Annotated in this window: 12 protein-coding genes; 6 read left to right on the top strand and 6 right to left on the bottom strand. The window is 68.3% G+C overall.

All coding sequences use genetic code 11. The features are described from left to right. Positions 1 to 35: 35 nt before the first annotated feature. The 3 genes from MFF07_RS17270 to MFF07_RS17260 are packed head-to-tail and all read right to left on the bottom strand — an operon-like array spanning position 36 to position 1,686. Entirely contained in the window at positions 36 to 566 is a 531-nt protein-coding gene (locus MFF07_RS17270) for an ester cyclase (RefSeq protein WP_147830063.1), read from the bottom strand. Then, positions 563 to 964 carry a VOC family protein gene (locus tag MFF07_RS17265; protein ID WP_238232450.1) on the bottom strand — a complete coding sequence of 134 codons (402 nt, stop codon included), beginning with the start codon at positions 962 to 964 and terminating at the stop codon, positions 563 to 565. Before MFF07_RS17265 ends, MFF07_RS17270 begins: the two co-directional genes overlap by 4 nt. A gap of 11 nt (positions 965 to 975) precedes the next feature. Then, a complete protein-coding gene (locus MFF07_RS17260) occupies positions 976 to 1,686 on the bottom strand; it encodes an SDR family oxidoreductase (RefSeq protein WP_147830059.1) in 711 nt (236 codons plus the stop codon). Between the two features lie 187 nt (positions 1,687 to 1,873). On the opposite strand from MFF07_RS17260, the gene MFF07_RS17255 reads away from it, so the two are divergent. Next, positions 1,874 to 2,767, top strand: a complete 894-nt coding sequence (locus MFF07_RS17255; RefSeq protein WP_238232449.1) for a LysR family transcriptional regulator — start codon at positions 1,874 to 1,876, stop codon at positions 2,765 to 2,767. Positions 2,768 to 3,424: 657 nt separating this feature from the next. Here MFF07_RS17255 and MFF07_RS17250 read toward each other — a convergent pair. Further along, positions 3,425 to 3,868, bottom strand: a complete 444-nt coding sequence (locus tag MFF07_RS17250; RefSeq protein WP_147764908.1) for a hypothetical protein — start codon at positions 3,866 to 3,868, stop codon at positions 3,425 to 3,427. Between the two features lie 20 nt (positions 3,869 to 3,888). Then, a complete protein-coding gene (locus MFF07_RS17245; RefSeq protein WP_147751753.1) occupies positions 3,889 to 4,533 on the bottom strand; it encodes a TetR/AcrR family transcriptional regulator in 645 nt (214 codons plus the stop codon). A gap of 234 nt (positions 4,534 to 4,767) precedes the next feature. Here MFF07_RS17245 and MFF07_RS17240 point away from each other — a divergent pair, with 234 nt between their 5' ends. The 5 genes from MFF07_RS17240 (at position 4,768) to MFF07_RS17220 (ending at position 11,958) form a co-directional block, all read left to right on the top strand. Next, a complete protein-coding gene (locus MFF07_RS17240) occupies positions 4,768 to 5,844 on the top strand; it encodes an efflux RND transporter periplasmic adaptor subunit (RefSeq protein ID WP_147830056.1) in 1,077 nt (358 codons plus the stop codon). Then, the gene (locus MFF07_RS17235) at positions 5,841 to 6,914 is read left to right on the top strand and encodes an efflux RND transporter periplasmic adaptor subunit (protein ID WP_147830054.1); all 1,074 of its coding nucleotides are present in this window, start codon (positions 5,841 to 5,843) and stop codon (positions 6,912 to 6,914) included. The genes MFF07_RS17240 and MFF07_RS17235 overlap by 4 nt, the downstream gene beginning before the upstream one ends. 87 nt (positions 6,915 to 7,001) lie before the next feature. Then, positions 7,002 to 10,097 (top strand): efflux RND transporter permease subunit, encoded by a 3,096-nt coding sequence (locus tag MFF07_RS17230; RefSeq protein ID WP_238232448.1) that lies wholly within the window; start codon positions 7,002 to 7,004, stop codon positions 10,095 to 10,097. Further along, entirely contained in the window at positions 10,097 to 10,684 is a 588-nt protein-coding gene (locus MFF07_RS17225; protein ID WP_147830050.1) for a TetR/AcrR family transcriptional regulator, read from the top strand. The genes MFF07_RS17230 and MFF07_RS17225 overlap by 1 nt, the downstream gene beginning before the upstream one ends. 56 nt (positions 10,685 to 10,740) lie before the next feature. Next, on the top strand, positions 10,741 to 11,958 hold the full coding sequence (locus tag MFF07_RS17220; protein WP_373322377.1) for a patatin-like phospholipase family protein: 1,218 nt from the start codon (positions 10,741 to 10,743) through the stop codon (positions 11,956 to 11,958). A 319-nt stretch (positions 11,959 to 12,277) separates the two neighbouring features. Here MFF07_RS17220 and MFF07_RS17215 read toward each other — a convergent pair whose 3' ends face one another. Further along, the gene (locus MFF07_RS17215) at positions 12,278 to 12,787 is read right to left on the bottom strand and encodes a PTS sugar transporter subunit IIA (protein ID WP_238232447.1); all 510 of its coding nucleotides are present in this window, start codon (positions 12,785 to 12,787) and stop codon (positions 12,278 to 12,280) included.

The raw sequence follows: 12,787 nt of genomic DNA, 5'->3' as shown, positions 1-12,787 counted from the left end.
TTGAACAGTGAAGGCGTCTGGAACGGCCGGTGCCTTTACGGAGCAGGCACGGCGCCGAGCTGACGCAGCAAGGTGAGGTTGTCCTCGATGTGCCAGTTGGCGGCGATGCGCCCGTCGACGACGCGGTAGATGTCGGTCGCGATGAACGCGACCGGTTCGCCCCGGCCCTGGCGGCCCTCGAACGAACCGGTGAAATGGCCGCGCAGGTGTAGGTGCAGCACCGCCCGGTCTCCGGCGACGATCATCTGCTCGACCTCGCAGGTCAGGTCGGGGACCGCCTTGCGAAACCCCTCGGACGCGAGGAGCGGCCCGCTCGGGCCCTGGACGCGGCCGGGCGGCGGCGTCTCGTCCACGAAGCCGTCGGCCAGGGCCGCCCGCGCGTAAGTCGGATCGCCGGTGTTCCAGAATGTGGCGTAGCGGCGTGCCGCCAGGACGACGGCGTCGCGCTGCTGCGTCGCTTGATCGGCATCGAAGATCAGCACCTTCGGCGCCACGAGCGTCTCCGCCGCGGCGGGCGCGGATGCGAGGACGAGAGCCAGGGCGATGGGACGGACGTGCGGGATCATGGCAAGGCCTCCTGTGTTCGGGGCGTTGGCGTCGGCTCCCGGAACGCTACCTCGATCAGCGCGCCGCCTGGCGCGTGGATGAACAGGCGGCGCTCGCCGATCTCGGGAAGCTCCATCCGGCCGTAGGGGATGCCGTGGTGATCGAGCCGCTCGCAGAACGCGTCATGGTCGTCGCGCAGAAAGGCGACGTGATCGATGCCCTCGCCGCTCGGCGCGGCCTCGGCGCCGCCGGGCCGGGCCGGGATGAGGTGCACGACGGGTTCGGAGCCCGCGTAGAGCCAGCACCCGGGGAAGCCGAAGGCCGGACGGAACCCGTCCCGCAGGTCGAGGACCGCCTTGAAGAACCGGCGATGGGCGTCCAGGTCCCGGACGCGCAGGGTGACGTGGTCGAGGCGCATCGACCGCGCCGTCAGGCGATGGTGCCGCCGCCGTCGACGGTGACGGTCGAGCCTGTGGCGAAGGGGTTAGTCGCCACGAACAGGATCGCCTGGGCGATGTCGTCCGGCTGCCCGATCCGGCGTGCCGGCAACTGCGCGGCGCGCGTCTCGAACATCGCCACCCGGTCGGCCGTATCCATCTTGGCGTAGAGCGGCGTGTCGACGAGCCCCGGCGAGACGGTGTTCACCCGCACCGGCGCCCGCTCCAGCGCCAGCCCTCGGGCAAGCGCATCGAGGGCGGCATTGATCGCCCCCTGCAGCACCGCGGCGGGACCGGGACGCTGGCTGAGGTAGCCCGAGACGAAGGTGAGCGATCCGCCATCGACGACCCTCGCGGCCCGCGCGACTCGATAGGCGCCCCAGAACTTCGACTCCATCGCCGCCTTGGCATCCGCCAGGGAAAGCGAGGCCACCGAGCCAGTCTTGGTGGACGCCGCCGCGACGACGACGTGGTCGAAGGCGGTTCGGTCAGCGAAGAACGCCTCGACAGCCGCCTCGTCCGTGAAGTCGAGGGCGGCGGGCTCCGCACCGGCGGTCCGCGCGGCCGCGTCGAGCTTCGGACCGGGTCGACCCGCCGCGACGACGCGGGCGCCGTTCCGGGCGAAGGCTTCCGCCGTCACCGAGCCGATCCCGCCGGCCGCGCCGACGACGAGGACGCTGCGTCCGTTCAGGTCCATGGGCATCGTTCAGGTCTCCGCGTGCTGCTGCGTGGGAGGGGGGTTCATTCGGCCGAGTCGGGCAGGCCGGTCGCGATGGGCGCGGTGGTCGAGGTTTGAGGCGTCCCGGTTCATGACCAGGATCTAGCTCTTGCAAATCGAGCGCATAAGGACGCTGATCGTGGAGACACACTTGAACGACGGTTGAGAGCGGATGTTGGACGATCTGAACGAGTTGCGCACCTTCCGACGCATCGCGGCGCTCGGCAGCCTGACCGCGGCGGCGCGCGAACTCGGCGTCGGCCTGGCGGTGGTCAGCAAGCGGCTGACGACCCTGGAACGGCGCGCTGGGACCAGGCTGATCCAGCGCACGACGCGCAGCCTCTCGCTGACCGACGAGGGCCAGGCCCTGCTCGTGCAGGTGGATCGGGCGCTGGATGCCATCGAGGCCGCCGAGGAACGGCTCAAGACCGGACGTGACCAACCGATGGGATTGCTGCGGGTCGGTGCGCCGGTCTCGTTCGGGCGTCGGCACGTGGCCCCGGTCCTGGGCCGTCTCGTCGCCCTGCATTCACGCCTCGACGTCGACCTGACGCTCGACGACAGGGTCGTCGACCTAATCGGCGAGCGCATCGACGTGGCGATCCGCATCGGTCCGCCGCAGGACAGCACGATGGTCATGCGCCGACTGGCCGAAAACCGGCGCATCCTCGTCGCGTCGCCAAGCTACCTCGACAGGCATGGGCGCCCGTCGTGCCCGGCGGACCTCGCCGCCCATGACGGGTTGAGCTACGGCGATGCCCCCACGACCTGGCGGCTGGTCGGCCCGAACGGCATCGAGACGGACGTTCGCTTGCGAACGCGCCTACGCTCGGATAGCGGCGATGCGGTGCACGACTGGGCGCTGGCGGGTGGAGGGATCATGCTGAAGTCTGCCCTCGACCTTGCGGCGGATCTCGCCGCCAACCGCCTCGAACGGGTGCTCCCGAGCCATGCCAGTGCGCCGACCCCGGTCTACGCGCTCATCGCATCCGGGCGTGGAATGCCGACGCGGGCACGGGTGTTCGTCGATGCCATGGCAGCGGAACTCGACGGCCTCGGCTTCTGACCTTCATCAATCATCCTCACACCGTTCGGGTGGCCGGTATGGGCCGTGAGTGGGCCCAGCGACGACGTCTGCTATCGTGCCTGGTCGCTCGAAAGCAGACGGGCAGAAATCCACCCAACCCGGTCGTAGAGCGGACGGGTCCCGACCCGACCCTGCCATAGTAGCCCGTCGATGGTACTCCCGGGAGCGGACGTTCGTGGTCTGAGTGTTCAGGAAGCGATGACCTTTTGGCTTGCCTTAGAGCACACAACCCCGCCTCTGATCGCTGTCAGGCGCCAATTAGATCGTTCAAGGCCACAAAATGCCTGACTGAAGGGCGGCTCCGTCCCTTTGAAGAGAGCAGATCGAACTTGGTGGATGAAGGGTCATCCTGAGGGAGCTGAGACCTACCAATCCTAATCTGAATTAGGGACAGGGCTGAGGCGCGCGCGCATCGGTTGGCATCGCTTGCAACGGTCTCGGGATGCAGGTGCTTGAGAGTGGCCTCATGCTGTTCCCGAAGAGGAGCAGCGCCGTGTCTCCGCCGCAGCAAGCGAACGTCCGCAGCAAATTCACGACTTGGTCCTTGACCTGCCATGAGTGTCCTCACCGGTCTAACGCCACACACATCAAGCATCGCCCTCGCGAGGACGGCCGCCAATGCGCTCCGGTTTCGCCTTAAAGCCGAAGGACTTCGAGTTCCCGGCGGCAGGTTTCACCGAAGTCGGCGAGGGGGTCTGCGTCCTTCCCCTGCCTGATCCTGTCCTGGATCTCGGCGAAGGTCAGGTTCGGCGAGGCGTAGATGTCGACCACGCGCGACAGCAGCCGCTCGGCCGCCTCGATCACCGGACGTGTCGATCTCAGGCGCATGCGACCGATGATGGCAAACATGCCGACGACCACCTCCGGCCCCTCCGGATCGTGCGTGATCGCGTCGGCCAGACACTTCGACGCCTCGGCGATGAACTCGTCGTAGAGCGCCTCGCGCTTTCCCGCTTCCTGTGCCTGCCATTGCGCCTTGCGCGCGCCGTTCTGGGTCAGCCACGTCGTCACCAGCGACGAGGCCGCGCCCACGAGGGAGCCGGCCAGGCCGGTGGCGGCCGTAAGGACCGCGATTTCCATGACGTCCTCCTGATCGAATCTCAGCGACCTTCGCCTGCGCGGCCCACGACGAGGGTCCGTTCAAGCATGTCGAGGTGGGCGTCGAAGTAGGCGGCCATATCCATGGGGTAGGCATCCCCGAACTGCGTGCGCCAGATCGAGGCGGACACCGCGGCTGCCATCATGAGGTTCGGGAACTCGCTCGCCGCGACCGGCCGGAATTCGCCGCGTTCCACACCGTAGGCGAGGACGGCGGCCAACCGGGCGTTCACCGGCCCGATGACCTCGTCGTGCCACCGCACAGCCAGTTCCGGAAAGCGTGTCCCGTCGGCGAGCAGCAGCCGGAGCAACTCCCGGCCGCGTCGGTCATGGACCAGGGCGTCGTAGACGAACCGGAAGTAGGCCCGAAGGATCTCCATCGCCGGGCCCTTCGGATTGGTCGCCAAGCTGGCGAGCAGGTCGAGGGTCGGCTGCACCATCTCCTTGAAGGTGGCGACGAACAGATCCTCCTTGCTCGGGAAGTAGAGGTAGACCGTGCCCTTCGTGATCCCGGCGCGCACGGCGACGTCGTCGACCCGCGTCCCGGCGAAGCCCTTGAGGGCGAACTCCTCGAACGCCGCCTCCAGGATCTCGCCCGGTCGCGCTTCCTTGCGTCTTTGCCTCGGTCCGACCGCCGCCTTGCTCATTTCGTTCCCTGTTGACTGACTGGTTAGTTATTAGTAGATCAAGGGCATTCCGGCAAGCGCGTCGCCGTCACGGCCGCATCACCGCGCCGGGAAAACCTTTTCGCCCCATCCCGGGGCACCGGAATGGCCGTCGCCCCCTCCTCAGGTTCGACGGCCAAGAAGGAGCGGCTGCTCCGCCCCCTCGCAGCCGCTCCTTCGCCTCCCATCCACGCGGGTGACACGGAGCCCGATCCCATGATGACCCGCCTGACGCTTGTTTCTGTCGCGCTGCTCGCCGCCGCCGATGCGGTTGCGGCCGACGGTCGGCCTACGACCGAGGCGGTCTCCGTGAAGACGGTCACCGCGATCCGCACCCCGGTCTCGGAGGACGTGGTGCTGAGCGGGGACATCCAGGCGAAGTATCTATCCAACGTCTCCTTCCGTGTAACCGGCAAGATCGCGGAGCGCCTGGCCGAGGTCGGGGACCACGTCCAGGCCAATCAGGTCATCGCGAGGCTGGAGCCGCAGGAGCAACAGGTCAACGTCGACACCGCCCAGGCGGCGCTAAACTCCGCCGAGGCGCTCCTCACCCAAGCCAAGGTGAACTTCGAGCGCCAGCAGACCCTGATGAAGAGCGGCTATACCACCCGCACCACCTACGACGGGGCGGAGCAGCAGCTTAGAACGACGCAGGCGTCGGTCGACTCGGCCCGGGCGGCCCTCGGGACGGCCAAGGAGCAGTTCACCTACACCGAGCTTCGAACCGGCGTGGCCGGCATCATCACCGCCCGCAGCGCGGAGGCGGGCCAGGTGGTCTCCTCGGGACAGACCGTGTTCACGCTGGCGCAGGACGGGAGCCGCGACGCCGTCTTCACGGTGCCGACCATCCTGCTGGAGCCGCCCCCCGAGAGCCGGAAGGTCGACGTCTCGCTTCAGGCCGACCCGCGCGTGACCACCGTCGGGACCGTGCGGGAGATCTCCCCCACCGTGGACACGAACTCCGGCGGCGTGCGTGTGAAGATCGGTCTCGACGCCGTGCCGGCCGGGATGTCGCTGGGGGCGGTGGTGCTCGGACGTGCCCGCCTGCGTCCGCGGGATGCGGTGACCCTGCCATGGAGCGCGCTCTTTCGCTGGAAGGACGCATCGGCGGTCTGGGTCCTCGACGCGGGTACGGGGAGCGTGTCGCCCAAGCCGGTCGAGATCGAACGCTACGAAGGCTCGGGCATCGTCCTCGCCGGTGGCGTCGAGCCCGGCGAGGAGGTCGTCACCGCCGGCATCCAATTCCTGTCACCGGGCCGGAAGGTCACCGTCGCCGGAAAGGGCACGCCGTGAGCCGCCTCGTCCTCCCCATCGCTGTCCTCGTCGCTCTTTCTGGCTGCAAGGAGCAGAAGGCCGAAGCCCCGCCGCCTGTTCGCCCGGTCCTGACGGCGACCGTGGCACTGGAGGAAGCCCGGATATTCGGCCCCTTCGCGGGCACAGTCCAGCCACGCTACGAGAGCCAACTCGGCTTCCGGATCGGCGGTCGCATCGTCGCTCGCGATGTCTTCGTCGGCGACCAGGTCGCCAAGGGCACGCGGCTCGCCGCCCTCGATCCCACCGTGCAGCAGTTCGCCCTGGTGCGGGCCCGCGCCGACGTGGCCGATGCCCAGGCACAGGTGAAGAACGCCTCGGCCGCGGAGGGGCGGCAACGCATCCTGTTCGAGAACAACAGTGCCGTGACGCAGGCCCAGCTCGACGGGGCGGTGGCCAATCGCGACACCGCCGACGCCCGGCTGGCCCAGGCCAAGGCCGCCCTGCAGAAGGCCACCGACGAGCTCGGCTACGCCACGCTGACCGCAGGTTTCGACGGAGTCGTCACGTCGTGGAGCGCCGAAGTCGGACAGGTGATCCCGGCGGGTCAGGTCGTCGTCTCGGTGGCGCGTCCCGACGTGCGCGAAGCCGTGGTCGACATCCCGGACGATCTGATCGGCGAATTGCCGAAGGACATCGAGTTCACCGTCAGGCTTCAGGAGGTGCCCGAGGTCACCGCCCGGGCCCGCGTGCGCGAGATCGGTCCCCTGGCCGAAGCCTCGACCCGGACGCGACGCGTGCGCATGTCCCTGATCGATCCGCCCGATGGTTTCCGTCTCGGCAATACCGTCACGGTCGCGTTCGAGCGCCCGGTCTCCCCGCGCTTCCCCGTGCCGTCGACGGCTGTCGTCGAGGACGACGGCCATGCCGCGGTCTGGGTCGTCGCGCCGGACGGCAGGACCATCAACCGCCGCGAGGTCACGATCCTGGAACGCGAGGAGGGACGCGCGTTCGTCGGGACCGGTCTCAAGGCCGGCGAGAAAGTCGCCGTCGCCGGCGTCCACGGCTTCACCGAGGGCCAGGCGGTCCGGCTCCCCGAGACCGGCCTCTAGGCCCGATCCGCCTCGCTCTTCCCATTCAATCGCCCTTCCCGTTCACCCGCGGGTTCCCGACCTGTCGAGCCGCGCAAGGATGCGCCGATGAAATCCTTCAACATCTCGGAATGGGCGCTGTCCCACCGGTCCTTCATCTGGTTCCTCATGGCCATCGCGCTGGTGGCCGGGGCCATGGCCTACACCAAGCTCGGGCGCGAGGAGGACCCGGCCTTCGCGATCAAGACCATGGTCGTCCAGGCCCGCTGGCCGGGCGCCACCATCGACGAGACGCTCCAACAGGTGACCGAGCGCATCGAGAAGGAGGTCAAGCAGATCAACGCCGTGGACTACACCAAGAGCTACACGACCCCGGGCCAGACTACGGTGTTCGTGAACCTTCGCGAGACCACGCCCCCCAAGACGATCCCGTGGCTGTTCTACCAGGTGCGCAAGCGCCTCGGCGACATCCAGGGTACGTTCCCGCAGGGCGTCCAGCCGCTGGGCTACAACGACGAGTTCGGCGACGTGTTCGGCAACGTCTACGCCTTCACCTCGGACGGCCTCTCGATGCGTCAGCTCCGCGACTACGTCGAGCAGGTGCGCACCGGCGTCCTTGCCGTGGAGAACGTCGGCAAGACCCAGGTCCTGGGCGCGCGCGACGAGGTGATCTACCTCGACTTTTCGGTGCGCAAGCTCGCCGCGCTCGGCATAGATATGCAGAGCGTCATCAACACCCTCCAGGCCCAGAACGCCGTCCAGCCCTCGGGCGTGGTCCAGGCCGGGCCCGAGCAAGTCAGCGTACGCGTCGGCGGGCAGTTCACGGACGAGAACAGCCTGAAGGCCATCAACCTTCGAATCAACGACCGTTTCTTCCGGCTCTCGGACGTGGCCGAGATCTCCCGCGGCTTCACCGATCCGCCCGAGGCGCTGTTCCGCTACGACGGCCAGCCCGCCATCGGGCTCGCCGTCGCCATGCAGGCCAGCGCCAACCTCCTCCACTTCGGCGAGGCGCTGAAGGATAAGATGCGCGAACTGGAAGCGGATCTGCCCGCGGGCGTCGGCATCCACCTCGTCTCCGATCAGCCCAAGATCGTCGAGGAGGCGGTGGGCGGCTTCGTCCAGGCTCTGGTCGAGGCGGTGGTGATCGTACTGGCGGTGAGCTTCATCAGCCTAGGGTGGCGCGCCGGCCTCGTGGTCTCGCTCTCCATCCCGCTGGTGCTGGCCATCACCTTCGTGATCATGGACGCCATGGGGGTGACGCTCCAGCGCATCTCGCTCGGCGCGCTCATCATCGCGCTGGGCCTGCTCGTCGACGACGCCATGATCTCCGTCGAGATGATGGTCGCACGCTTGGAGGTCGGCGACAGCCTGCAGAAGGCCGCGGTCTTCGCCTACACCTCCACCGCCTTCCCGATGCTGACGGGCACGCTCGTGACGGTGGCCGGCTTCATCCCCATCGGCTTCAACGGCTCGTCGGCGGGCGAATACACCTACTCGCTCTTCGTCGTGATCGCTGTGTCGCTCCTCGTCTCATGGGTGGTGGCCGTGGCGTTCACCCCCCTGATCGGAGTGAAGATCCTGCCGAAGACGATCAAGGGCCACCACGACAAGCCGAGCCGCACGCTCTCGGCCTTCCGCGCCCTGCTCCTGCCCGCCATGCACCATCGCTGGCTGACGGTGACGTTCTGCGTCGCGCTGCTCGGGGCCTCCGTCTATGGCCTCGGCTTCGTGCAGCAGCAGTTCTTCCCGTCCTCGGATCGCCCTGAGGTCCTCGTCGACATGACGTTGGCGCAGAACGCCAGCATCGGCGAGACGCAGGCGCAGATGGACCGCTTCGAGAGCGTGCTGAAGGGCGATCCCGAGATCCGGCACTGGACGTCCTACGTCGGACAGGGCGCCGTCCGCTTCTACCTTCCGCTGGATCAGCAGCTCGCCAATGCCTTCTTCGGCCAGATCGTCATCGAGACGGCCTCCTTGGAAGCGCGCGGTCGCACCATCGCTCGCCTGAGCAAGGTTGCGAAGCGGGACTTCGTCGGCACCGACGTCTTCGTACACCCACTGGACATCGGGCCGCCGGTCGGACGCCCGATCCAGTACCGGATCGGCGGTCCCGACCTGCAGGTGGTGCGCCAGTCGGCGATGACACTGTCGAACATCGTCGCCGCGAACGCCAGCCTGTCCGTCCCGACGCTGGACTGGAACGAGCCCGGCAAGGTGCTGAAGGTAGAGATCCTGCAGGACAAGGCCCGCCAGCTCGGCATCACCTCGAAGGACATCGCCACGATCCTCAACGGGGTCGTGGGCGGTGGCAGCATCACCCAAGTCCGGGATTCGATCTATCTCGTAAACGTGGTCAGCCGCGCCCAGGCCGCCGAGCGGCACTCCATCGATACGCTGAAGAGCCTGCAGGTCCCGCTCCCCAACGGCAGCACCGTCTCCCTGCTGGCCTTCGCCAAAATCCGCTACGACCTGGAGCAACCCATCGTCTGGCGGCGCGACCGGCTCCCCACCATCACCGTGAAGACCACAATCAAGGACGCCACGCAGGCGGCCACGGTCGTGGCCGCCCTGAAGCCCGAGATCGAGGCGTTCCGGAAGACGCTTCCCCCAGGCTACGTCCTCGCGACGGGTGGCGAGGTCGAGGAAAGCGGGAAGGGTTCCGGTCCCATCGCGGCCGTGGCGCCCGTGATGCTCCTCGCCATGGCCTTCTTCCTCATGGTGCAGCTGCAGAGCATCCAGAAGCTCTTCCTGGTGGTCAGCGTCGCGCCCCTCGGCCTGATCGGCGTCGTGGCGGCCCTTCTGCCCTCGGGGGCGCCCCTCGGCTTCGTCGCCATCCTCGGCGTGCTGGCCCTCATCGGCATCATCATCCGCAACTCGGTGATCATGGTCGCCCAGATCGAGGAGTACGAGGCCACGGGCATGCCGAGGTGGGACGCGGTGGTCGAGGCGACCTGCCATCGCATGCGGCCCATTCTCCTAACCGCCGCCGCCGCCAGCCTCGCGATGATCCCCATCGCCCGCGAGATCTTCTGGGGGCCGATGGCCTACGCCATGATCGGCGGCATCATCGCCGGCACCTTCCTGACCCTGTTCTTCCTGCCCGCACTGTATGTCGGCTGGTACCGGATCAAGCCCGGTCAGGGCGAAGGAAAGGCGGTGCCCGCCGCGGACCCGCATAGCCACGGACAGGTGCCGGCGTGATGCTCGTGGCCCACGACCCGATGGCATCGGCCACGCCGCCAGCATCGCCGATCCGCGCCCGGAAGGGCTCGGACCGCAAGGAGCGGCTCCTCCAGGCCGCTTCCCGCGTACTCCTGCGCCACGGCGTGCAGGCGCTGACGTTGGAGGCTGTCGCGCGGGAGGCGCGCACCAGCAAGGGCGGGCTCCTCCATCACTTCCCCAGCAAGGCGAGGCTGCGGGCCTCGTTGCTGGACGACCTCATCGCCCGGCTTCAGCGGGACCTGCTCCGTTTCTCGGCCGCCGATCCCGATCCGCGAGGACGTCGTCTGAGGGCTTACGTCCAGGCCCTCGTCGCGCCGGACCCTGCCTGCAACCGGCCCGTCATCCTGGCGGCGCTGCTTGCCGACCCGGAGGCGCTCCGCCGGTGGCAGGGCTTCTCCGACGCATGGCTGGACCCGGACCTGAACGGCATCGAACCGGGCCGTGCCCACGCCGTGCGAGCTCTCGTCGAGGGCTCCTGGCTTGCCATCGCCCTCGGGCTCGGACCGGCCGACCCGGCCGGGCTGACCGCGGCCCTGCAGGACCTTCTGCGGCTGGCCCAAGTCTGAACCGGCCGAGTGCGCGCGTGACCGACCCTCTGTTGAGGGGGAGCGAGAGGCTTTCCATGAAGACGATGCCATTCGCAGGCCGGATACGGGCCGTCGTCGCAGCGACCGCACTGTCGAGTCTCGGGGCCTGCGCCTCGCTTCCGCGGACGCCCTACACCGCGAGCGAGTCCGCGGCGGCCGAGGTGGCGGGCATTCCCGGCGCACGGATATTCGCCGACGTTCCCCTGGAGCGGTACGCGACGTTCATGGGAGCCCGACAGCCGCGTTCGAGGCCGTTCACATACCTGGCGCTGTCGGGCGGCGGCGGCGACGGCGCCTACGGGGCCGGGGTCCTCAACGGCTGGTCGGCGGCGGGAACGCGGCCCGAGTTCTCCCTCGTCTCGGGCGTCAGCACCGGAGCGCTGATCGCGCCGTTCGCCTTCCTGGGAACGGCCTACGACCCGGTCCTCACCGAGATCTACACGAGTGGCGTCGCCTCCTCGCTCGTCGCCAATCCGAGCCTCGCCAACGTGGTCTTCGGATCGGGGCTGTTCGGAGACCAGCGCCTTCGCGACCTCGTCGGGCGCTACGTCACCACCGACCTGCTGGCGGCGGTGGCGAGCGAGCATGCCAAGGGTCGACGGCTACTGGTCATGACGACGAACCTCGACGCCAAGCGGGCCATGGTCTGGAACATGGGCACCATCGCCGCGAGCGGCGCCCCGAGCGCCATGGCACTGTTCCGTGACGTGCTCACGGCATCGGCCAGCGTGCCGGCGGTGTTCCAACCGCAGCTTTTCGACGTGCAGGCCGAGGGGCGCGTCCATCAGGAACTCCACGTCGACGGCGCCGTGGTCGCGCCGGTCTTCATCCTGCCCCAGGCGGCGCTCGTCGGCGACAGGATCCGTGGCGCCCCGGGGAAGGCCGACTTCTACGTCCTCATGAACGGGCGGATCGATCCCGAGTTCGAGATCGTGCGGGCCGAGACCCTTCCCATCGTCCAGCAGACCCTCGCCACTGGGGCGCAGGCGCGTAGCTCGGCAAGCCTGGCGGCGGCCTACGCCTTCGCCGCCAGCCGCCGGGCAGGGTTCCACCTCGCCTACATCGACGGGTCGGCTCCCAGGCCGACGACGGTGGACGGCTTCGAGGTCTCGTACATGCGAAGCCTCTACGAGGCCGGCTTCGAGAAGGCGCGATCCGGGACCGCCTGGCGCAGCAGGGTTCCGCTGACTGCTCCCGGCGACGTCGCGAGCTCGGTCGGAGCGCCTCGGCGAGGCCCTGGATCAGGGCTCTGAAAGGGCCGATTTTCGGATTGCATCGTTCCGCTGTGGATCAGCTTTGAAGCCTGAACCCTCCTTCAGCTCTGTAAAGTCACTGCGATGTTTGACAAAGTACCTTGAGGAGTGGGGTCACAACCGGCGCTGATCGTGACCCTACTGGAAACTCCAATTTTCACACTGCGTTAGAAAGTTAGGAACGGCTCGGCCGGTGTCATTTTTCGACGCCGATCCACACATACATTGGCCCCCAGAAGCGGACCGACTGCAATCCACCCATCATGGAACGTTAGGCTGCATGGCATCCAGTGTCGTTGTATCGACAGCGGGTAGACCGTCACGGTGCCGTCCGGCTGCCCCTCATGGTCGCGTACAGCGCGCCCGCATCGCGGGCTCCCCGCATCGCCGCCACCGCCTCGGTATCACGCATCCGGCGGGCGACGCAGGCCAGGGCATTGAATTGCGAACCCTGCGCATCGGTCGGGAGCAGCAGTAGGAACACGAGGTCCACCGGCCGTTCGTCGATGGCGTCGAAGTCCACCGCGTCGCGCAGGCGTACCAGGCATCCGAACGGGCGCCTGACGCTCTCCAGCCGGGCGTGCGGCAGCGCGATGCCGTCCCCGACCCCGGTCGAACCGAGGCCCTCGCGCTTCTCCAGCGCCGTCCGCAGCGACGCGGCATCGAGGCCGAGCGCCTGGGCGGCCCGGCGCGCCAGGTCGTCCAGGAGCGCGGCCTTGCTCGCCGTGCGGACCCCGACGGCGACTTGGTCGGGCGATAGGATCTCGTCGATGGTCATTCGGGTCGGCTCGGTCGCGGAACTGCGGTAGGGGTCGAGGGGCTCGCTCAA

The sequence above is a fragment of the Methylobacterium thuringiense genome, assembly GCF_022179645.1.
Taxonomy (GTDB): Bacteria; Pseudomonadota; Alphaproteobacteria; order Rhizobiales; family Beijerinckiaceae; genus Methylobacterium; species Methylobacterium thuringiense.
Note: the sequence above shows the minus strand (reverse complement) of the source record. Positions and strands in the feature narration are given on the sequence as shown.

Bases quoted from the DNA above. Each gene is read 5' to 3' on its own strand.
- MFF07_RS17270 (WP_147830063.1), bottom strand. From the start codon at position 566: ATGATCCCGCACGTCCGTCCCATCGCCCTGGCTCTCGTCCTCGCATCC.
- MFF07_RS17265 (WP_238232450.1), bottom strand. From the start codon at position 964: ATGCGCCTCGACCACGTCACCCTGCGCGTCCGGGACCTGGACGCCCAT.
- MFF07_RS17260 (WP_147830059.1), bottom strand. From the start codon at position 1,686: ATGCCCATGGACCTGAACGGACGCAGCGTCCTCGTCGTCGGCGCGGCC.
- MFF07_RS17255 (WP_238232449.1), top strand. From the start codon at position 1,874: ATGTTGGACGATCTGAACGAGTTGCGCACCTTCCGACGCATCGCGGCG.
- MFF07_RS17250 (WP_147764908.1), bottom strand. From the start codon at position 3,868: ATGGAAATCGCGGTCCTTACGGCCGCCACCGGCCTGGCCGGCTCCCTC.
- MFF07_RS17245 (WP_147751753.1), bottom strand. From the start codon at position 4,533: ATGAGCAAGGCGGCGGTCGGACCGAGGCAAAGACGCAAGGAAGCGCGA.
- MFF07_RS17240 (WP_147830056.1), top strand. From the start codon at position 4,768: ATGATGACCCGCCTGACGCTTGTTTCTGTCGCGCTGCTCGCCGCCGCC.
- MFF07_RS17230 (WP_238232448.1), top strand. From the start codon at position 7,002: ATGAAATCCTTCAACATCTCGGAATGGGCGCTGTCCCACCGGTCCTTC.
- MFF07_RS17225 (WP_147830050.1), top strand. From the start codon at position 10,097: ATGCTCGTGGCCCACGACCCGATGGCATCGGCCACGCCGCCAGCATCG.
- MFF07_RS17220 (WP_373322377.1), top strand. From the start codon at position 10,741: ATGAAGACGATGCCATTCGCAGGCCGGATACGGGCCGTCGTCGCAGCG.